Here is a 19,846-nt window from a genome sequence, read left to right on the forward strand (position 1 = left end):
GACAAGGGGTGCGGAATGGCCGCCCTGGACCTGCCCCGCGCGGTGTGGCGCAAGAGCACTCGCAGTAGCGGGAACGGTAACTGCGTAGAGGTCGCGATCCTCGACCATGAGATCGCGGTACGCGACACGAAAGACCGGAGTGGACCGGTGCTGCAGTTCACTCCGGTTCAGTGGAGTGCGTTCGTCGCGGGCACCAAGAACGGGGATTTCGATCTCCACGACTGACGGCTGCACGTTCGAACGGCTCTCCTAGGGGGGCCGTTGTTTGCTTTTTGGGGGCACCTCACCCGGTGCCCCCATTCGCTCGCTGACGGTGAGCCTCTTACGTTCGCGCGATGATGATCGGCACAACGGAGAAGTAGTCCTCCGGCCCGGCCGCAGGCACCATCCGCTCCACAGTTACGAACCCATCTCGCACCGCAACGTGCCCGGGCACCCAATGGGTGCGCTCTCGGCCATACGCGAGCACAAAGCGGGATCGTTCGCGTCCACTAGCCGCATCCACCGTCACCAACTGGCGATCCGCGGTCAGAAAATGCACCGCACCCATCTCCATCGGAAGCAGCTCGGCGATATTGGGGTTTCCCCGCCAGCGCCAGATTTCGGTGTTGTCGCGAACGGAACGGGCCACGACTTCACCATTGCCCACCGCGACCACTACGTCACCCGCCACGGTGGAGTTCGGAGCGTCGAGAGCGGGAGCGGCAACCGGCGCCGCACCCTCGACGAGCCAGCCGCGCAGGGTACCGCCACTATTCGTGCGCATTCCTGCACACTCCGAAAGTGCCGCACCGCAACCCACGGGCTCCACGCTGAATCCAGCAGTGGCGCCCGGCGGGGCCCAGTTAATCGGTTGGCCGGTCGAGAGTTCGTAAAACTGCGGAATCCCGCAGGGGACGACGTACCAACCGCCTGCTGTAGTGAATCCGTCGCAGTCCGTCGCATTGATCCGCCACACCACGCGGCCGGTCGCCGCGTCGAAAGCGCGCACCTGGCCGGCTTCCCGCACCATCACCTGGCCACCAGCGGTCGCCATCCCGTCCGGCTCGTACACGGTGCGAGCCCCGGTGGTGCCGCCGTCGTATCCGGTCGCCTTGGGCAGTCGCCCCGAGGAACGCCACGAGATCCGTCCCGTGCGGCCGTCCAGAGCCACCAGATCGCCGTCCGACCACCGGCTGACCACTGTGGTACCCACTGCCACCACACCGACCACCTGAGCCGGCCAGCGGCGATAGGACCAGTACGGGGTGCGCTGCGTGCGGGCGTCCACGGGCCCGTCGGCGCGCACCTGCCGGGTCGCCGCGTACACCCGCAGCCGCCCGTCGACGATCAAGGGCGCGGCTGCGATAGAACCGATCACGCCGGGCGGGGCGGCCGGAGTGTCGGGATACGGGCCGCTCGCCAGGGCGCTCACCTCGGCGGGCGCGAAGACCCGGTACGCCACGAGGCCGGTGGCCGCCAGGGCGCCAGCCACGGCCAGTGCCGCCAGCCACTTACGCATGCCCCAAGCCTATGAGGCTCCGACTGCCGGGAACTCAGGCGGCGGCGAAGGCCAGATCGGTTAGGTCGCGGCGGAGCGCTCCCTCGACGGTGCGCGCCGCAAGGCCACCGAAGACCAGCGCAAGCAGCCGGCCGCTCGGCGCCGACGGGGCACCCTCCTGCACGACGGTGACCGCTGTGCCGCCCCGGTGCCGGCCCACATCGACCGACGTGAACGTGTAGGTCATCCGGTAGTCGACGCCGATCCCCGGCGACACCACCACGAACCGGGTCGGCGGGCTGCTCCGCAACACCGTGAACTCCTCGGTGACCTGCATGTCACCGGGCATCGTGCGGGTCTCACGCCATATCGTGCCGGCGGCGAACGGACCGGGGGTCACCACCTCGATCGCGTCCACAGTGGAGAGCCAGTCGGCCCGGGACGGCAGGTCGGTGAAGACCCGCCACACGCGCGCCACCGGCGCGTCTATCAACCGTGTCACCGCCACCGTAGACATGAGCGCCTCCCCCGCAGACAACAGTACGGACGCCCCGCGATGATCCCAATGGATTAAACGGACAGTGACGCTATCGTGACAGCTGGCTTGACGGTGCCGGTGACCTCACCGAGACCCACCAACGCGCCGCCCACCCCGGGCGCTGTCGCGCTGATGGTGATCGTGTCGCCGTCTTCGAGAAACGTCCGCTCCGTGCCGTCCACCAGCCGCACCGGCTCGGCCCCGCCGCGGGTCAGCTCCAGCAGCGAACCAGTCTGATCCTGCGCCGGGCCAGAGACGGTGCCGGAGGCGTACAGGTCACCGGTGCGCAGCGACGCGCCGTTGACGGTGAGGTGGGCAAGCTGCTGCGCGGGTGTCCAGTACATCGACGCGAATGGCGGCTCGCTGACGCGGGTGCCGTTCCAGTCGACGGCCATCCGCAGGTCGAGCCCGACGTGCGGATCGTCGCGCAGGTAGTCGAGCACCGGCGGATCCTGGGGCGGCGCCGGCACCCACGCCTCCGCCAGTGCCTCTAGCGGCACCACCCACGGCGAGACCGACGTGGCGAACGACTTGCCCAGGAACGGTCCCAACGGCTGGTACTCCCAAGCCTGGATGTCACGCGCCGACCAGTCGTTGACCAGGACCACGCCGAAGACGTGATCGGCGAAGCGGCCAGCCGGCACCGGCTCGCCCTGGTTGGACGGTACGCCCACGACGAAGCCGACTTCGGCCTCGATGTCGAGCCGGACCGACGGGCCGAAGATCGGACCCTCCGGGGTGGTCCGCTGCCCGGACGGGCGTACCACCGGCGTGCCGGAGACTATGACGGTGCCGGCCCGGCCGTGATACCCGATCGGCAGGTGCTTCCAGTTCGGCGGGAGGGCGGGACGGTCGGGGCGGAAGATGCGGCCCACGTTCATCGCATGGTGCTCGGACGAGTAGAAGTCGACGTAGTCGCCCACCGCGAACGGCAACAGCAGCTCCGCCTCCGCCAGCGGCACCAACAACGGCTCGATCGCGGCGCGGTGCTCGTCGCGGGTCACCAACTCGGCGATCCGGCGGCGCACAGCGGTCCACTGAGGACGGCCGAGCGCCAGGAACTCGTTCAACACCGGGCGCCGCAGCGCCCCACCGGCCAGGATCAGATCGGCCGCTTCCGCGCCGTCGAGGTCCAGCACGCTGTCGCCTATCCGTACCCCGATCCGCGGCGGCCGCCCACCGTGCCGGAACACCCCGTACGGCAGGTTGTGCGGCCCGAACGGCGAGTCAGCGCTCCACATCCCCGTAACCCCCGTTGATCAGTCCGAGCCGGATGAGGTCGGTGAGTGGCTCCATGATGCTGCACGAGCCGAAGCCCACCCAGAGCGGCCGCTCGCGGTCTCTGTGGGAGCGAGCCGGCTCGATCAGTGGCACCGGGTCGGTGGCGGCCAGCAACTCGGCCACCTCGGCCACCTCGGCGCCGTCGACCGCCGCCGCGGTGGCCACGAGGACGTTGAGGAATCCGTGGTGCACGAACCCGGTCTCCGGGTCGGTGTGCCGCAGCGCGTTGTGCAGCCCAGCGGTCAGCTTGAACGGCAGGTCACGGTCCCGGCAGGCGCAGACCACGGCGGCCAGCTCGACCGGCGTGGGAAAGAGCTCGGCGGCCAGCCCGCCGGTGCGGAACTTGGCGGCCACCCGGACGCCGGCGGCGCGCGCCTCGGCGAGGGTGTCCAGAGCCGCCAACAGGCCCCAGGTGAGCGGTAGCTCGGCATACCCGATCAGTGGCCAACCGGCGAGGAGGGTGAGTAGCCGGCGGAGGCCGGGCTGGGGATCTTCGCCGCGCTTCGCGACCGCGACCTCGACCTGCCGGAGCTCCAGACGGGGGTCGGCCGTCTCGACGGCCGGCGGCAGCGCGTCGATGCCGCCGTCGCCGATGACGCCGATGGCGAGGGGCTCGTCCGGTTTCACCGACGCGAGCACGGAGGCCGGCAGGAGGAGGGGGCCGACGAGGTCCGCGTACCAGCCGACCCGGTGCTCGCGGTGCCCAGCGACCGCGTCGGGCACCGTGGCGCTGCCCGGCGGGAACACCGCGGCGTCGTCGATGAGCCCGGCGAACAGCGCGGGTATGTAGGGCGGGCTTGGACTGTGGGAGCCAACAGAGCCGGTTGACACGGACAATGAACCTAATGGACGCTACAGGAAGCGGACAACAGCGTCCGATAAACGGACGCTTTCGGCCGGTGAACAGGACATAACGGAGGGTGGTAGCCATGCCCTACTACCGCAGTGCCGGAGAGGTACCACCGAAGCGCCACACGCAGTTCCGCGCGCCCGACGGCAGCCTCTACGCCGAGGAACTGATGGGTCAGGAGGGGTTCTCCTCCGACTCGTCACTGCTCTATCACCGGCACCTGCCAACGGCGATCGTGGCCGCCGAGGAGTACGACCCGACGGGGTGGACGCGCACCCCCAACCGGCCACTGAAACCCCGCCACCTGCGCACCCACAAGCTCGACAGCGGCGGCGGCGATCCCGTCCTCGACCGTCAGCACCTGCTCGCCAACGACGACGTCCGGATTTCGTACGTGGTTGCCGACCGCCCGTCGCCCCTCTACCGCAACGCGATCGGCGACGAGTGCCTGTACGTCGAGGCCGGCACCGCCCGGGTGGAGTCAACGTTCGGCACGCTCGAGGTGGCCAGCGGCGACTACGTGATCATCCCGACGTCGGTGATCCACCGGATCGTGCCGACCGGCGAGCGGCTCCGGCTGCTCACCGTTGAGGCGACCGGACACATCGGGCCGCCCAAGCGGTACCTGTCGGTGCGTGGCCAGTTCCTGGAGCACTCGCCTTACTGCGAGCGCGACATTCGCGGCCCGTCCGAACCGTTGCTGGTCGAAGGCTCGGACGTCGAGGTCTACGTCCAGCACAGGTCGCGGGCGGGACGCCCGCCTGTAGGTGGCTCAGCTTGGACGCGTCTTGTCTTTGCCAACCACCCGTTCGACGTGGTCGGCTGGGACGGGCACCTGTACCCGTGGGCGTTCTCCATCCACGACTTCGAGCCGATCACCGGGCGGGTGCACCAGCCGCCGCCGGCGCACCAGACGTTCCAGGGGCCAAACTTCGTGATCTGCTCGTTCGTGCCCCGCAAGGTCGACTATCACCCATTGGCGATCCCGGTGCCGTACAACCACCACAACGTCGACTCCGACGAGATGATGTTCTACACGGGCGGAAGCTACGAGGCGCGCCGCGGTTCGGGGATCGAGCAGGGATCGATCTCGCTGCACCCTTCGGGCTTCACACACGGGCCGCAGCCCGGTGCGGTGGAGCGGGCGATCGGGGTGGACTACTTCGACGAGCTGGCGGTGATGGTCGACACGTTCCGCCCGCTCGACCTGTGCGAGGCGGCGCTGGCCTGCGAAGACACCGGATACGCCTGGACCTGGGCGGGCCGCTCCCTCCCCTGAGGATCACCTGGACCAGACGGTGGCGACGGCTATCGCGGCCAGGCCCTCGGCGCGGCCGGTCAGGCCCAGGCCGTCCGTGGTCGTGCCGGAGACCGTGACGGGCGCGCGGACGGCGTCCGAGAGGACCTTCTCGGCCTTCGCACGGCGTGTGCCGATCTTGGGTCGCACGCCGATGACCTGGATCGACACGTTGCCGATCTCGAAGCCGGCCCCGCGGACGAGCCGGGCGGCTTCCGCCAGCAGCGCCACGCCGGCGGCGCCCGTCCACTCCGGGCGATCGGTGCCGAAGTTCGCGCCGAGGTCGCCAAGGCCGGCAGCGGAGAAGAGGGCGTCACAGGCGGCGTGCGCGGCCACGTCGCCGTCGGAGTGACCGGCGAGACCCTCGACGCCCGGCCACTCCAGCCCAGCGACCCAGCAGGGACGCCCGGCGGCGAAAGCGTGCACGTCGGTACCCACACCGACCCGCGGAACGATCACGGCGCCGAGCCTACCGGTCACCCGGCGCCCGTTCTGGCGCCCGCCCACCAGGTCCGGACGGAAGGCGCGGGCTTCATGAAGCCAGAAGGAGGGTGGCCACAGCCAGGTCGAAAGGACGGGTGATCTTTAGAGCATGTTCGTGGCCCTGTACGCAGGTCACCGGGATGCCCTGCTTTTCGACCAGGCCGGCGTCGTCGGTCAGTGATCCGGCCGCTCCCGCGTGCGCGGCGGCCAGCACCGCGCGCCGGAAGCCCTGCGGGGTCTGCACCGCGCGGAGCGCCGAGCGGTCGACCGTGCCCAACACGACGCCGTCGGCATCGACCTCTTTGACCGTGTCGACGACCGGAAGAACGGGGATCACCGCGGGCCGGCCGGAGCGCACCGCGGCTGCCACCGACTCGAACAGCTCGGGTGGAGCAAGGGCCCGGGCGGCGTCGTGCACGAGGATGATCTCTGGGCCGGCGGGCACGGCAGCGAGGGCGAGAGCGACCGACTCCTGGCGCTCGACACCACCGGCCACGACCGTCACGGCGGCCACTGGCGCGAGCAGTTGCCGCACCGCCGCGACCTCGGCAGGCGGCGCGGCAACCACGATCGTCCGGACGGATGGAGCCGCGGCGACCCTGCGCACCGCGTGGACCAGAAGCGGCTCGTCGCCGAGCAGCCGGAGAGCCTTGGGCCCGCCCGGCCCCAGCCGTACACCGGCGCCGGCCGCAGGAATTAGGACCGCGACGTCACCGCGCGGGTTTAGCTGCGCGGTCACGTCGCGGTCCCGGTTTTGAGAATTGTTGACAGGCCCGGAAAGCCTCAGGCCTCGGTGAGAACCTTGTCGAGGAGGGTCTCCGCCTCGTCCTTGGTGCTCTTTTCCGCCAGAGCCACCTCGCCGACCAGGATGTCACGTGCCTTGGCGAGCATGCGCTTCTCGCCCGCCGACAAGCCCCGCTCCCGCTCACGGCGCCAAAGATCACGAACAACCTCGGCGACCTTGAGAGGGTTGCCGGAAGCCAGCTTTTCCAGATTTGCCTTGTAACGCCGCGACCAGTTGGTCGGCTCCTCGGTGTGGGGAGCACGAAGGACGTCAAAGACCTTGCCAAGGCCCTCTTCACCGACTACTTCGCGCACGCCAACGATCTCGGCGTTCTCGGCGGGCACCCGCACCGTCAGGTCACCCTGAGCGACCCTGAGGACGAGGTACTGCTTTTCCTCGCCCTTGACGACCCGAGTCTCGATTGCCTCGATGAGTGCGGCCCCGTGGTGGGGGTAAACAACGGTCTCGCCGACACTGAAAACCATAGGTTCGAAACCCCTTTCGCTGTGTCTAGGGTAACACGCTCAGGCACCGATGTCCCACCCTGGCCCTTACCGTTAGCGCAGCTCAGGGGCCTTGTGACAGGTCTTTCTCCAGCTTGACACAGCAAACATCGGGCTGATCCGCCACACAGAGTGAGCAATACCTCACCCGATGACGGGGTACGGAGATCGCGTAAGGAGCGGCACCCCCTGGCGATCCCAGCCTAGGTGCGAGACCCTGAGGGGTAGACCCCGATCGAATTCGCGGTGAGCGGGCAGGGTGCGCCATGGGAACTATGGGCAACGGCAACGGCGGCTCCCCGCACGACGGTGGGCCGTCGGACGGCGTTCCCGACCTGCCGCCCGAGTGGGGCACGGTCATCATCCCCGACGACCCGAGCGAGCTCGCCGAGGACATCGCCGTCGTCCGGCGCGACCTCCAGCGGCAGGTCCGGCGCGAGGCCTGGCGGCGAAGGCTCGGCCGGGCGCCGCGGTCGGCCGGGAAGGCGCCGGAGACCTCGCTGCGCGTACCCCTGATGATCATGTCGATCGCCGTGCTCGCGACACTCACCAGCCTGCTCGCGATGGTCTGGCCCGGGCAGCAACTGCAACCGGCCGTCGAGCACACGGCGGCCACCACACCCAGCCCGGTAGTGCCGGCGCTCGACCTCATCGACGTCGACGGTTCGCCCGTGTCGCTGCGTGGGCTGCTGCCGGCCGCGGTCCTGCTCACCGACGGCTGCGAGTGCGCCGGCCTGGTCGCCGACACGGCGACCGCGGCCCGCGCTGGCATCACCGTGATCACGGTGACCGGTGCCGCCGCGCCGACGCCGCGCGCCAGTACGCCGAGAGCGCCCCAATTCGGCGCGGCGGTGGTGCGCACCCTCGCCGACCCGACGGGCGAGCTACGCGGCCACCTGCGGCTCGACACGCCCGGCACGGCCGCCATCGTGCTCCTGGTATCCAGCACCGGCGAGATCCGCCGCACCGTCCCCGCCACCACGTCGATAGAAGACTTCCGGGCAGACCTCGCCCTGCTGGTCTGAGCGCTGCTGATCTGAGCGCTGCTGGTCTGAGCCAGCGCTCAGGGCCCCGGCACCAGCTGCACGCTCACCTGACCGCCGTCTCCGTCGGGGCGCTCGAGCGCGACCTGGATGTTGTCGCCAGCCGCGGTCAACTCGAACTCGTCGAAGCTGCCCTCGCAGTCGACCTCGTGCAACTGGGTGCCGCCTTCAGCGCCCTGGACCGTAATGGTCAGCGACCCCGGGCCGAAGCAGACGTGCTGGAGCAGGTAGCGGCCGCCCGGCGTGGCCGCGAGCGTGCGGACGGCGACGGTGCCGCCTTCGACACGCGTCACCGACGGGCCCACGGCATCGGCCGGCGCCCACGACGACGCGACGGGTGCCGGTGCCGTGCTCGCCGGACGTTCCGGAGTGTTCGCCACCCACCACCAGGCGCCCAGCACGAGCACACCGGCGGCAGTGATCGCCAGGATGACCAGGCTCAGCCGGTCGCTATCGCGCAACTGCCCCCTCCAGCAGCGCAGCGTACAGGGTGAGGCCCGGCCCGAAGGCGAGCGTGAGCACCCAGCGTGGAGGCTCCGGACGGCGCCGCAGCGCATCGAGGATCAGCAGCACGGTTGGCGAGGAGCAGTTGCCGTGCGCGGCCAGCGTGGCACGGGACGCGGCCAGCGCGTCGGCGGGCAGCGCGAGCTCGCGCTCGACCACATTGAGGATGCGCGGCCCACCCGGGTGTACCGCCCAGCCGTCCACATCGGACCTGACCAGACCGTGCCGGGCCAGCATGCCGTCGACGAGCCCGGCGACGTGCTGCGAAAGCACCTGCGGCACCCGAGGTGACAGCCCCATCCGGAAGCCGAGATCGGTGACATCCCAGGTCATGTGGTCCGCGGTCGAGGTATCGGTGACAGCCGCGACCTCACGGACGGCGTACCCGGACGCCGCACCCGGAACGACCACGACGGCGGCCGCGGCGTCCGAGAAGAGCGCGTGGGCCACGATCTGCTGGGTGTCCACCCGCGCGGCGGCCGGCTGCACGTGCAGGCTGGTCAGCTCGGTGCACAGCAGCAACGCGGGCCGGCCGCGCGCGGTCACGAAGTCGGACACCGTGCCCAGCCCGGGCAGCGCCGCGTAGCAGCCCATGTGCCCGACGAAGAGGCGCTGCGTGTCCGGCGCCATGCCCATGTCGCGGGCGAGCAGGATGTCGAGCCCCGGCGTGACGTACCCGGTGCACGAGCACACGGCGAACAGCCCGATGTCGGCGGCGCTCAGCCCGGCATCCGTGAGCGCCCGGCCGACGGCCTCCTTGCCAAGCGGCAGCGCCTCGACCAGATACCGCTGCATGCGCCGCTCGGTCGGCCAGTCGGACACGTCTTCGAGCAGCGGGCTGACCACCGCCTGCCTGGTCCGCACGCCCGAATTGGCGAAGATCCGCTGGGCGAGCGCACGGGTCGGACCGGCGTAGTGGCCAGCGAAAAAGCCGTCCCACAGCTCGTTCTGGTCGGATGACGGCGGCAACGCGGTACCGAGCCCCGCGATCATAGGAGTCACCATCGGGGAGCGGTTCCGTCGCGGTCCGGGTCGCCGCCCAGAGCGGCGATGCCGAGCCAGTCGGCGCACACGTCCGAGGTGGCGGGGTGCAGCGAGCCGCATCTTGCGTCGCGGTACAGCCGTTCCAGCGGATGACCGCGCCGGGTCGCCGACGTGCCGGCCGCCTCCAGCATCGACGCCGCCACCTCGGCGGCGGTCGTACCGGCCAGCAGCTTCGCCCGCCACACCCAGCGGTTGGTCTCGGTCTCGCCGGGCTCCTCGTCGACCCGGCGGGCCGCCTCGGCCACCGCGAGCCGCGCCGCGGCCACCGCCGCGTCGGCCCGGCCGATCCTCGCCCGCACCGCCGGCAGCCCGCTGATTCCCCGGGCGTTCGCGTGCTCCACCGCCGCGTCGATCGCCGCCTGGGCCACCCCCACGTACACGGCCGCATAGCTCGCGATCAGCCAGTGCGGCATGAGCTGCGCGACCACCAGCGCCAGCCCTTCCACGCCGCCCAGCAGGGTGCCTTCGGGCACCACCACATCGAGGTGCAGGTCGTGCGAGGCGGTGGCCCGCATGCCGAGCGAGTCCCAGGTCGGCTCGACGCGCAGCCCGTCGACCGTCGCCGGCACCAGAAACTGCGACACCACCGACTGGTCGGCCGCGCTCCGGGCGGCCACCAGGTAGGCGTCGGCGTGGCCCGCCCCGGAGCAGAACGTCTTCGCCCCCTTGATGTGGTACCCGCCGTCGACCGGCTCGTAGGAGGTGGTCAGCCTGGAGAGCCGCGACCCGGCGCCGCGCTCGCTCATCGCCACGCCGTACCAGGATCCGGCCGCCGCCTGGGCGAGCATCCGATCGCGGGCGGCCAGCGCCTCGTCGGGTACGCCGAGCGACTCGGCGACCTCCTCGGTGACAGCACCCAGCGCCCCGGTCACCGAGGCGTGCATGTTGAACACCAGTGCCGTCGCGCCGTTGCCGCGCGCCAGCTCGTACGCCACGGACGTGTACTGCGCGAAGCCCGCCTCGGCACCGCCCAGCGCACGCGGCACCATCAAACCGAACAGCCCCGCGTCGCGCAGGTCCGCGAAATCATCGACCGGAAACGAACCGTCCCGGTCGTGATTCACCGCCCGCGCGGACAGCCGTGGCGCCAACCGGCGCGCCGCCGGCACCGCGTCAACCGCCATACCCTGCCTCCTTCACTCCCCGGCCCTGGTAGAGCACAGCGGTGGACCAGGTCGGGACGACCCGACCCCGTCGGTTTCCGACACCAGCGAGCCAGCCTGCGACCGCCGGCACGGTCGGGCGTACGCCGCGCACCCGCAGCGCCACGCCGTGCCGGGCGCACTGGGCACGCAGTACCCGCGGATCGACGAACAATGCCGGGTCGTGCAGGCCGCGCGGTACGCCGCGCAGGCGCTCGGCGATGGTGACCGCGATCAGCCGGCTCAACGGCGTCGCGTTCAGCGTGTCGAGCACGAGCAGCCCGCCGGGCCGGAGCACCCGGCACACTTCGGCGACCGTGCTCGGCAGATCGGGGACGTGTTCGAGGATCTCACCGGCCGCCACGACGTCGGCGCAGCCGTCAGCCAGAGGCAGGGCGGCGGCATCGGCCAGGACGGGCGTGACGCCGTGCGCGGCGGCCTGCTCCAGCGCCGAGCGGGTCACGTCGACGCCCACGTGCCGGTACCCCTTGCCGACCACGTGCGGCGCGAGCAGGCCGGCGCCGCAGCCGACGTCGACAAGTAACGCGCCGGGGCGGGGCGCTGGCGGTATCAGGCGGGCACGCGCCTCCGCCAGCCAGTGCAACATCGCGAACGCGCCGTCCGGGCGCCACCATTCGCCGGCAAGCTCGTCGTACTGCCGGGGATCGTTGCGCGGCAAGGTCCGCATGTGGTCGAGCGTGGCACGACTCACCGGTAACGGCCAGACTTCCAACCATGCGCACGCTCTGGGGACTTCTGCGCGCCTGCCATCCCGAGCCAGGACTGGCGGTGACCGCCGCCGCGACGCTCCTGGCTCTCGGCGTCGGGCACGGAGTGGGCGGGGTCGTCCTGGTGGCGGCCACCGTGCTCGCCAGCCAGCTCGCCGTCGGCTGGGTCAACGACTGGCTCGACGCCGACCGCGACCGCGTCGTCGGGAGGCCCGACAAGCCGCTCGCCACCGGCGTGGTCGGCCGGCGCGCCGTCGGCGTAGCGGGGCTGGTGGCGGCCATCGCGACGCCGGTGTTCGGGTTCGCTTCCGGCTGGCGGGCGGGACTGTGTGCGACCCTGGCCCTCGCCAGCGCGCTGCTCTACAACTGGCCGCTGAAGTTCACGCCCGTCTCCGTCGTGCCCTACGCGGTGTCGTTCGGCGCGCTGCCGGCGTTCGTGGTCCTCGCCCTGCCCGGCGCTCCGACCCCGCCAGCGTGGATCGTCGCGGCGGGCGCTCTGCTGGGTGCGGGCGCGCACTTCGCGAACGTCCTGCCCGATCTGGACGACGACGTCCGCACCGGCGTACGCGGTCTGGCGCACCGGATCGGCCCCGCAGCCTCCCGTGCGGCCGCCGCGGTGCTCCTGCTGGCGACGACCGTCACGCTCGTCTTCGGACCACCCGGCCCGCCGTCGTGGGCGGGCGTGGCGGCGGTCGCGCTCGCCGCCGTGGTCCTACCCGCAGCCTGGTACGCCGGCCGTGTCGCGACGGCCCGCGGTGCCCGCCCGGTCGTGGTGTTCCGGGCGGTGCTCGTGGTCGCGCTCATCGACGTGATCCTGCTGGTGGCCAGCGGCCGGGTGGTGTAGCACGCGCACGGCGGGGCGGCGCGGGGTGCCCGATCACCGACAACTACGCTGGGGCGCGGTCACAACGCTTCCGAAACGGGAGGATCGACGTGAGGCGCTCCAAGACGCTGCTGGCCGGTGCGGCTGCCGCCGCTGCCCTGCTGGTCTCCGGCTGCAGCGCGGGCCAGATCGCTGAGACCGCGGAGAAGGTCGCCTCGGTGCCGGGCGCGAGCGGCGACATCACCACCGATGACGGCATCCTGTCGATCCGCAACGCGGTCGTCGTCTACGACGGCACGGAGGGGTACAAGGCCGGTGGGAATGCGCCGCTGGACGTCCGGATCTTCAACGACACCCAGCGTGACGTGACCGTCACGGTCACGGTCAACAGCGAGGACGCGGGTTCGGTCTCCCTGTCGGGTGGCGAAGAAGAAGAGCAAACCCCATCGCCGGCCCCGTCCGAGTCGGCCTCGGCCTCGCCCTCCGCCTCCGCTTCGCCTTCCGGTTCCGCTTCGCCGTCGGCTTCCGCCTCGCCTTCCGCGTCGCCGTCGCCGACCGCCACGCCCGCGCGGCCGGCCTCCATCGAGATCCCCGCCGGCGAGTTCGTGGTCCTCACAGAGGCCGCCGGCGAGTACCTGCGGGTCGTCGACCTCGCGCAGCCGCTCACCCCCGGCCGGAGCGTCAGGATCACCTTCGACTTCGGCGCTGGCAGGACCAAGGAGCTGGCGGTGCCGGTCGGCATCCCGCTGTCGCCCGCGGCACGCGAGTCCGCCGAGGTCAGCGAGGAAGAGCACTGAGCTGATGCCCTCGCTCCGCTCGGGACGCTCGCGCGCCTGAAAGCCGCCCTGTAGACCGCAGTCGCTCCGGTCGCTTCGCTCCCGCCGCTCTGTGCAGTCTGCGGGCGGCGGCCCACTCACCAAGCTGATGCCCTCGCTCCGCTCGGGACGCTCGCGCGCCTGAAAGCCGCCCTCACTAAATCGTCGGGGCAGTCCGGTACGGTGCCGGCGTGACGTCACGATCAGCTCCTCGCACCCGGCCAGCGGCCCGCGAGCCGCGCCCGGCCTTCGAGTGCGATGCCTGCGGGCACCAGCCTCCCAAGTGGGTGGGCCGGTGCCCCGAGTGCGGCGAGTGGGGCTCGGTCGTCGAGTCCACCACCGGGCCGATCGTGGCTGGCCGGGTGGTCAGCTCCCGGGCACCTGCCGAGCCGGCTCGGCCGATTGCACAGATCAGCGCGGCGCCGGCCAAGGCCCGCCCGACCGGCGTGAGCGAGCTCGACCGCGTCCTGGGTGGCGGCCTCGTCCCCGGCGCGGTCGTGCTGCTGGCCGGTGAGCCCGGTGTCGGCAAGTCCACGCTCCTGCTCGACGTGGCCCAGCAGTGGGCGGCCGGTGCGGGCAGCCCGTCGCTCGTCGTGAGTGGCGAAGAGTCGGTGAGCCAGGTGCGGCTGCGGGCCGAGCGCATGGACGCGCTGCACGAGCAGCTCTACCTCGCCGCCGAGAGCGACCTCGGCGCCGTGCTCGGCCACCTCGACGCGGTCAAGCCAGGGCTCCTGGTGCTCGACTCCGTGCAGACCATCTCGATGCCCGGCACCGAGGGGGTCCCGGGGGGCGTGACACAGGTGCGGGCGGTGACGGCTGCCCTCGTCGGGGTGGCCAAGGAGCGCGGCATCGCCACCGTGCTGGTCGGGCACGTGACCAAGGAGGGCACAGTCGCCGGTCCGCGAGTGCTGGAGCACCTGGTCGACGTCGTGCTGCACTTCGAGGGCGACAAGCACTCCTCGCTGCGGCTGGTCCGCGGCGTCAAAAACAGGTTCGGCACCGCTGACGAGGTCGGCTGCTTCGAGATGCACGAGCGCGGCATCGCCAGCCTGCCCGACCCGTCCGGCCTCTTCCTGACCCGATACGCCGAGCCCGTGCCGGGCACGTGCGTGACCGTGGCCATGGAGGGGCGCCGCGCGCTCGTCACCGAGGTGCAGGCGCTGATCGGCGCCACGGTCGCCGGCTCGCCCCGGCGCACCGTCTCCGGGCTCGACAGCGCACGGCTCGCCATGGTCCTCGCGGTCCTCCAGCGCCGCACCGAGCGGCTCACCCTGCACGACCGCGAGGTGTTCGCCGCGACCGTGGGCGGCATCCGGGTCGTCGAGCCGGCCGCCGACCTGGCGGTCGCACTCGCCGTGGCCTCTGGCGGCCTCAACCTCGCGATCGCACCACACCTCGTGGCGATCGGAGAGGTCGGTCTGACCGGCGAGATCCGGCGGGTGGGAGCGGTCCCGCGCCGGCTGGCCGAGGCGACCCGGCTCGGGTTCAAGGTCGCGCTGGTGCCGCCCGGTTGTGGTCCCGAGACCACCGGCGTCACCCCCGATGGCATGCGCGTCGTCGAGGTGGCCGACGTGCGCGCCGCACTCCAATGGGCCGCCCGCGCCTCAGCCGAGTGAGCGAGCGCGCCGCCGCCCGCAGGCCCCACCAAGCGCAGGGAGCGAAGCGACCGGAGCGACTGGGGCCTACAGGGCGGCTCCCCGGCGCCCGAGCGACACGAGGCCCGATGACACAGCCGAGTGAGCGAGCGCGCCGCCGCCCGCAGGCCCCACCAAGCACAGGGAGCGAAGCGACCGGAGCGACTGGGGCCTACAGGGCGGCTCCCCGGCGCCCGAGCGACACGAGGCCCGATGACACTGCCGAGTGACTCTACTCCCCAACCGCGACAGCACAGGCTGGATGACGGTCCGTAGACTGTGCCCGTGCCGATCGACCGCGATGCGAAACCAACCGCCGCCGCGAGCCTGACCGGCCGCGCGGGCGTGGTCGGCCCGCCCGCGCGTGCGGTCACCCCGGCAGCGCCTACGACGCCAGGTGGGCCCAATGGTGGTCCCAGTCCAAGCCCCAGCGCCGACCCCTTGCGCGCCAACCTGGCGCTGATGGCGCCTGGCACCGCCCTGCGCGACGGCTTGGAGCGCATCCTGCGCGGCCGCACCGGTGCGTTGATCGTGCTGGGGCACGACAAGGTGGTCGAGTCGCTGTGCACCGGCGGCTTCCCGCTCGACGTGGAGTTCTCCGCCACCAGGCTGCGCGAGCTGTGCAAAATGGACGGTGCGGTGGTGTTGTCCAGCGACGGCACCCGCATCGTGCGGGCCGCCGTGCACCTGATGCCCGACCCGTCGATCCCGTCTGAGGAGTCGGGCACGCGGCACCGCACCGCGGAGCGGGTCGCCAAGCAGACCGGATATCCGGTCATCTCGGTGAGCCAGTCGATGCGCATCATCGGCCTGTACGTCAACGGCCAGCGGCACGTGCTCGACGACTCCGCCGCCATCCTGTCCCGCGCCAACCAGGCGCTCCAGACCTTGGAGCGCTACAAGCTGCGGCTCGACGAGGTCTCCGGCACGCTCTCGGCGCTGGAGATCGAAGATCTGGTGACCGTACGCGACGCGGTGGCCGTGGTGCAGCGGCTCGAGATGGTGCGCCGGATCGCCGACGAGATCGCCGGCTACGTCGTGGAGCTGGGCACCGACGGCCGGCTGCTCGCCCTCCAGCTCGACGAGCTGATGGCGGGTGTCGATGCCGACCGCACGCTGGTCATCCGCGACTACCTGCCCGGTGGCCGCAAGGCCCGCACGCTCGACGAGGCGCTGGTCGAGCTCGACCTGCTCACCGCGACGGAGCTCATCGACCTGGTGGCGGTGGCCAAGTCGGTGGGGTATCCGGGCGCTTCCGACTCGCTCGACGCCGCGGTGAGCCCACGCGGGTTCCGCCTGCTGGCCAAGGTGCCGCGGCTGCCGACCTCGGTGGTCGACCGGCTGGTCGGGCACTTCGGCAGCCTCCAGAGGCTGCTCGGCGCCACGGTCGAAGACCTACAGGCGGTCGACGGGGTTGGCGACGCGCGGGCCCGCGGGGTGCGTGAGGGCCTGTCACGGCTCGCCGAGGCGTCGATCCTGGAGCGGTACGTCTGAGCCGGGTGCTCAGGTCAGCGTCAGCTTGACCGCGGTGCTGTTGTCGGTGCCGACCCGGCCGAACACCTCGTACTGCCCTGGTTTCGGGGCTCCGCCGTTGGCGTTGGCGCCCGAGCAGCTCGTGCTCATCTGGCCGTTCCACGTGGCCTGGTACTCGCGCTCGAAGTTCGGTGTGAACGGCAACGGGTTGGATCCCTTGAACGGGCCGCACTTGTCAGACGACCAGATGGTCCGAGCGCCCTGCTTGATGTAGACCTCCTGCAAGTCCGGACCGACGTCGCGGGTGCACGTGCGGTCGGACTCGTTCTTGATCCGCAGCCGGATGATGATGGTCTGCCCGGCGGGGGCGGTGGTGAGGCCCGGCACCGGTGTCACCTTGATTTCGGCGTCCGTGCAGGCCCCATCGCCAGCGGCCGGCGCGGCAGCGCTCGTGGCGGCGGTACTCGGGTCTGTCTGCGCCGCCGGCGGGGTGGTCGGCACCGCGGTGGCACTCTCGCTGGCGTCCGGTGTCAACACGGACGGCGACGGCTCTGGTGAGCCCACGGTGGGGCTCGGCGTGGCGCCGGTCTTGTTCGCTCCGGAGCCATCCGGGCCACCGCAGGTGGTGAATAGCACGATAAGAACGATGAAGAGAGCGCCGAGCACAACTGCCCGGCGCCGCCAGTAGACGGCGGATGGAAGGGGGCCAACCGTCAGTCGCATGATGCACTCACGGTATCCGTGCGTCGCGCCAGAAACCGGACGACGCGCCGTACCGAACCACTATCACAACGACAGTTACAGATAGACCTTGCGTTGATACACCGCGTGAGCCCCCGCGACCCGGTCGAGGAAGAGGAGCCCGGCGCAGTGGTCGATCTCGTGCTGGAGTGCCCGCGCCTCGAACGCGTCGGTGGTGAGCCGCACCGATGCGCCGGTGCCCGGCAGGACCGCCTCGACCACCACCCGGCTGGCACGCTTCACATCGCCGGTCAGGTCGGGCACCGACATGCAGCCCTCGCGACCGGGCCGCCACCGGCTGGCCTCTACGACCTTCGCGTTGCAGAGCGCGAACGTGCCGTGCACCGTCGTCGTCTTGGGGTGCTCGACGACATCGACACAGAACACCTGGGCGGGCACACCAACCTGCGGCGCCGCGAGCCCCACGCAGCCTGGCGAGACTCGCATCGTGGCGATCAGGTCGGCTGCCAGCCGGATCACCTTGGGATCGGTTGGGTCGACCTCGGCACCGGCGCGGCTCAGCACGGCATCCGGCGCCGCCACCACCGGCAGAACGTCGCCAGGCTCGCCCAGCGCCTCCAGAGTCCAGCCGCCTAACGGGTCACTCATAGCAGGTCGGTCTCCGCCGGCCGGAGGGTGACGTCGACGTCGAGCCCGGCGGCGACCTCGTTGAGGCGCGCCGCGACCGCCTCGGTGCTGCCCGGTGGCAGGTCGACCTCGGCGATCAGCACGTAGAGCGGACCGGCCAGCCGGGTGGTCAGATCGGTGATGTTGCCACCTGCTTCGGCGAGCACGCGGGTCACGGCCGCGACGATGCCGAGCCGGTCGGCGCCGTGGACGCTCATCAGGTGCGGCACGCCGGCCGACGCGGCACCGGTCTCGGGCCGCACCTCGCGCACCGTCGCCAGCAGTTGCCCGGTGGCCGCCAGCGGCTCCAGTGCCGCCTCGACCTCGGGAGGCGCCGGGCCGTTGCAGATCAGGGTCATCGCGAAGTGGCCACGCAGCCGGGTCATAGTGGAGTCGGTGAGGTTGGCGCCCAGCTTGGCGAGCGCCTCGGCCACGTCGGCGACGATGCCCGGCCGGTCGTGACCGATCACGGTGATGGCGAGCTCACTCACCGGTGCAGCCTACCGGCCGGCATGACAGGATCGTGCGCGCTATGCCAACTACAGACCTGGCCGAGGCGGCCATCCGCTGGTACGACGCGAACGCCCGTGACCTGCCCTGGCGGGGGCCGGACGCCACACCGTGGGGCGTACTGGTCAGCGAGATCATGCTCCAGCAGACCCCGGTGTCCCGGGTCCTGCCGGCGTGGGAGGCGTGGCTGGCCCGCTGGCCGGTCCCGGCCGCGCTGGCCGCCGACACCCCGGCCGAGGCGATCCGCATGTGGGGGCGGTTGGGATACCCGCGCCGCGCCATGCGCCTGCGGGAGTGTGCTGTGGCGATGGTCGAGCGGCACGGTGGCGAGGTGCCGGCGGACCTCGACGAGCTGCTCGCCCTGCCCGGTGTCGGCACGTACACCGCACGGGCGGTCGCCGCGTTCGCGTACGGTCAGCGGCACCCGGTGGTCGACACGAACGTCCGGAGGCTGGTGGCTCGGGCAAGCCAGGGCGAGCCTGACGCCGGGCCCACGACAACCGCGGCCGACCTGGTGGCCACCGAGGAGCTGCTGCCGCTGGAGCCGGCGCGGGCGGCCCGCGCGAGCGTTGCCTTCATGGAGCTCGGCGCGCTGATCTGCACTGCCCGCACGCCCAAGTGCGCCGACTGTCCGCTGGCCGAGGCGTGCGCCTGGCGGGTCAGCGGCCGCCCGGCGAGCACGGGCCCCACCCGCCGGCCGCAGCAGTACGCGGGCACCGACCGCCAGGTACGTGGGCTGCTGCTGGCGGTGCTGCGTGGCACGACCGGCCCGGTGCCGCGTACCCGGCTCGACCTGGTCTGGCCCGACGACGTCCAGCGCGACCGGGCCCTCACCAGCCTCCTCGCCGACGGCTTGGTGGAGCGCCACGGCGAGCGGTACGCCCTGGCCGGCGACGTGCGCATGTAGAAGGCCCCGCCGCGGTAATCCGCAGCGGGGCCTTCTGTCGCCTGGTTGCCGTTAGGCGGCGTCTTCTGACGTGCCGCCGCCGGTCAGGTTGGCCGGCACCGCGTCCGGCACCTCAACGGGCTTTTCCGCAGATCGGAACACCAGCTTCGACTTGTCGATGTCGTCGGGGTTGCCCTCGCAGTCGACGACGATGATGTGACCCGGCTTCAGCTCGTTGAAGAGAATCCGCTCGGACAGGTTGTCTTCGATGTCGCGCTGGATCGTCCGGCGCAGCGGCCGGGCGCCCAGCACCGGGTCGAAGCCCTTGGCTGCCAGGTACTTCTTGGCGGTGTCGGTCAGCTCGAGGCCCATGTCCTTGTTGCGGAGCTGGGTCTCGATACGGGCGATCATGATGTCGACGATCTGGAGGATCTCGTCCTGCCGGAGCTGGTGGAAGACGATGGTGTCGTCGATCCGGTTCAGGAACTCCGGCCGGAAGTGCTGCTTCAGCTCGTCGTTGACCTTCTGCTTCATCCGGTCGTAGCTGGCCTCGGAGTCTTCCGACGCCTGGAAGCCCAGCGACACGGCCTTGGCAACGTCGCGGGTGCCCAGGTTGGTGGTCAGGATGATCACCGTGTTCTTGAAGTCGACGATGCGTCC

The 19,846-nt window shown here is 71.3% G+C and carries 23 protein-coding genes; 8 read left to right on the plus strand and 15 right to left on the minus strand.

From position 1 onward, the window contains the following. Positions 1–15: 15 nt before the first annotated feature. Positions 16–225, plus strand: coding sequence for a DUF397 domain-containing protein (locus V6V89_RS32900; RefSeq protein ID WP_334623442.1), 210 nt, complete (start codon positions 16–18; stop codon positions 223–225). Positions 226–322: 97 nt separating this feature from the next. Here V6V89_RS32900 and V6V89_RS32905 read toward each other — a convergent pair whose 3' ends face one another. The 4 genes from V6V89_RS32905 to V6V89_RS32920 are packed head-to-tail and all read right to left on the minus strand — an operon-like array spanning position 323 to position 4,085. After that, the gene (locus V6V89_RS32905; RefSeq protein WP_334623443.1) at positions 323–1,501 is read right to left on the minus strand and encodes an outer membrane protein assembly factor BamB family protein; all 1,179 of its coding nucleotides are present in this window, start codon (positions 1,499–1,501) and stop codon (positions 323–325) included. 34 nt (positions 1,502–1,535) lie between these two features. Then, positions 1,536–1,997: an SRPBCC family protein gene (locus V6V89_RS32910; RefSeq protein WP_334623444.1), complete on the minus strand. Its 462-nt coding sequence runs from the start codon at positions 1,995–1,997 to the stop codon at positions 1,536–1,538. A gap of 53 nt (positions 1,998–2,050) precedes the next feature. Beyond that, positions 2,051–3,259 (minus strand): fumarylacetoacetase, encoded by a 1,209-nt coding sequence (gene fahA, locus V6V89_RS32915; RefSeq protein WP_334623445.1) that lies wholly within the window; start codon positions 3,257–3,259, stop codon positions 2,051–2,053. Next, positions 3,246–4,085 carry a hypothetical protein gene (locus V6V89_RS32920; RefSeq protein ID WP_334623464.1) on the minus strand — a complete coding sequence of 280 codons (840 nt, stop codon included), beginning with the start codon at positions 4,083–4,085 and terminating at the stop codon, positions 3,246–3,248. Before V6V89_RS32920 ends, fahA begins: the two co-directional genes overlap by 14 nt. A gap of 143 nt (positions 4,086–4,228) precedes the next feature. On the opposite strand from V6V89_RS32920, the gene V6V89_RS32925 reads away from it, so the two are divergent. Further along, complete coding sequence (locus V6V89_RS32925; RefSeq protein ID WP_334623446.1) at positions 4,229–5,428, plus strand: homogentisate 1,2-dioxygenase; 1,200 nt, start codon at positions 4,229–4,231, stop codon at positions 5,426–5,428. Between the two features lie 3 nt (positions 5,429–5,431). On the opposite strand, the gene ispF is transcribed toward V6V89_RS32925, so the two are convergent. From ispF to V6V89_RS32940, 3 genes are all read right to left on the minus strand, one after another. Next, positions 5,432–5,905 (minus strand): 2-C-methyl-D-erythritol 2,4-cyclodiphosphate synthase, encoded by a 474-nt coding sequence (gene ispF / locus V6V89_RS32930; RefSeq protein WP_334623447.1) that lies wholly within the window; start codon positions 5,903–5,905, stop codon positions 5,432–5,434. 73 nt (positions 5,906–5,978) lie between these two features. Continuing rightward, a complete protein-coding gene (gene ispD / locus V6V89_RS32935; RefSeq protein ID WP_334623448.1) occupies positions 5,979–6,668 on the minus strand; it encodes a 2-C-methyl-D-erythritol 4-phosphate cytidylyltransferase in 690 nt (229 codons plus the stop codon). Between the two features lie 44 nt (positions 6,669–6,712). Further along, positions 6,713–7,198: a CarD family transcriptional regulator gene (locus V6V89_RS32940; RefSeq protein ID WP_184535443.1), complete on the minus strand. Its 486-nt coding sequence runs from the start codon at positions 7,196–7,198 to the stop codon at positions 6,713–6,715. A 284-nt stretch (positions 7,199–7,482) separates the two neighbouring features. Between V6V89_RS32940 and V6V89_RS32945 the strand changes: the two genes are divergently transcribed. Then, entirely contained in the window at positions 7,483–8,241 is a 759-nt protein-coding gene (locus tag V6V89_RS32945) for a hypothetical protein (RefSeq protein WP_334623449.1), read from the plus strand. Positions 8,242–8,279: 38 nt separating this feature from the next. Here the strand turns inward: V6V89_RS32945 and V6V89_RS32950 are convergent, their stop codons facing one another. The 4 genes from V6V89_RS32950 to V6V89_RS32965 are packed head-to-tail and all read right to left on the minus strand — an operon-like array spanning position 8,280 to position 11,637. Further along, complete coding sequence (locus V6V89_RS32950) at positions 8,280–8,720, minus strand: hypothetical protein (RefSeq protein WP_334623450.1); 441 nt, start codon at positions 8,718–8,720, stop codon at positions 8,280–8,282. Continuing rightward, complete coding sequence (locus V6V89_RS32955; protein WP_334623451.1) at positions 8,710–9,768, minus strand: type III polyketide synthase; 1,059 nt, start codon at positions 9,766–9,768, stop codon at positions 8,710–8,712. The genes V6V89_RS32950 and V6V89_RS32955 overlap by 11 nt, the downstream gene beginning before the upstream one ends. Beyond that, positions 9,762–10,931, minus strand: coding sequence for an acyl-CoA dehydrogenase family protein (locus V6V89_RS32960; RefSeq protein WP_334623452.1), 1,170 nt, complete (start codon positions 10,929–10,931; stop codon positions 9,762–9,764). The genes V6V89_RS32955 and V6V89_RS32960 overlap by 7 nt, the downstream gene beginning before the upstream one ends. Further along, positions 10,921–11,637 (minus strand): methyltransferase domain-containing protein, encoded by a 717-nt coding sequence (locus tag V6V89_RS32965; protein WP_334623454.1) that lies wholly within the window; start codon positions 11,635–11,637, stop codon positions 10,921–10,923. Before V6V89_RS32965 ends, V6V89_RS32960 begins: the two co-directional genes overlap by 11 nt. 47 nt (positions 11,638–11,684) lie before the next feature. Here V6V89_RS32965 and V6V89_RS32970 point away from each other — a divergent pair, with 47 nt between their 5' ends. The 4 genes from V6V89_RS32970 to disA all read left to right on the plus strand — a co-directional run bounded on the left by V6V89_RS32970 (position 11,685) and on the right by disA (position 16,443). Continuing rightward, positions 11,685–12,521 carry a UbiA family prenyltransferase gene (locus V6V89_RS32970; RefSeq protein ID WP_334623455.1) on the plus strand — a complete coding sequence of 279 codons (837 nt, stop codon included), beginning with the start codon at positions 11,685–11,687 and terminating at the stop codon, positions 12,519–12,521. An 89-nt stretch (positions 12,522–12,610) separates the two neighbouring features. Next, a complete protein-coding gene (locus tag V6V89_RS32975; protein WP_334623456.1) occupies positions 12,611–13,297 on the plus strand; it encodes a hypothetical protein in 687 nt (228 codons plus the stop codon). 209 nt (positions 13,298–13,506) lie between these two features. Beyond that, positions 13,507–14,931, plus strand: coding sequence for a DNA repair protein RadA (gene radA / locus V6V89_RS32980; protein WP_334623457.1), 1,425 nt, complete (start codon positions 13,507–13,509; stop codon positions 14,929–14,931). A 303-nt stretch (positions 14,932–15,234) separates the two neighbouring features. Beyond that, positions 15,235–16,443 (plus strand): DNA integrity scanning diadenylate cyclase DisA, encoded by a 1,209-nt coding sequence (disA, locus tag V6V89_RS32985; RefSeq protein WP_442935269.1) that lies wholly within the window; start codon positions 15,235–15,237, stop codon positions 16,441–16,443. 9 nt (positions 16,444–16,452) lie between these two features. Here the strand turns inward: disA and V6V89_RS32990 are convergent, their stop codons facing one another. The 3 genes from V6V89_RS32990 to V6V89_RS33000 all read right to left on the minus strand — a co-directional run bounded on the left by V6V89_RS32990 (position 16,453) and on the right by V6V89_RS33000 (position 18,281). Then, on the minus strand, positions 16,453–17,145 hold the full coding sequence (locus V6V89_RS32990; protein WP_334623458.1) for a hypothetical protein: 693 nt from the start codon (positions 17,143–17,145) through the stop codon (positions 16,453–16,455). 75 nt (positions 17,146–17,220) lie between these two features. Continuing rightward, on the minus strand, positions 17,221–17,772 hold the full coding sequence (locus V6V89_RS32995) for a peptide deformylase (protein WP_334623459.1): 552 nt from the start codon (positions 17,770–17,772) through the stop codon (positions 17,221–17,223). Next, entirely contained in the window at positions 17,769–18,281 is a 513-nt protein-coding gene (locus tag V6V89_RS33000; protein ID WP_334623460.1) for a glycine cleavage system protein R, read from the minus strand. Before V6V89_RS33000 ends, V6V89_RS32995 begins: the two co-directional genes overlap by 4 nt. 41 nt (positions 18,282–18,322) lie before the next feature. Here V6V89_RS33000 and V6V89_RS33005 point away from each other — a divergent pair, with 41 nt between their 5' ends. Then, positions 18,323–19,207 carry an A/G-specific adenine glycosylase gene (locus V6V89_RS33005; protein WP_334623461.1) on the plus strand — a complete coding sequence of 295 codons (885 nt, stop codon included), beginning with the start codon at positions 18,323–18,325 and terminating at the stop codon, positions 19,205–19,207. Between the two features lie 51 nt (positions 19,208–19,258). Here the strand turns inward: V6V89_RS33005 and V6V89_RS33010 are convergent. After that, the coding region (locus V6V89_RS33010; protein ID WP_334623462.1) for an AAA family ATPase at positions 19,259–19,846 on the minus strand (588 nt) is incomplete at its 5' end.

This window comes from Micromonospora sp. CPCC 206061 (assembly GCF_036906915.1).
Taxonomy (GTDB): Bacteria; Actinomycetota; Actinomycetes; order Mycobacteriales; family Micromonosporaceae; genus Phytohabitans.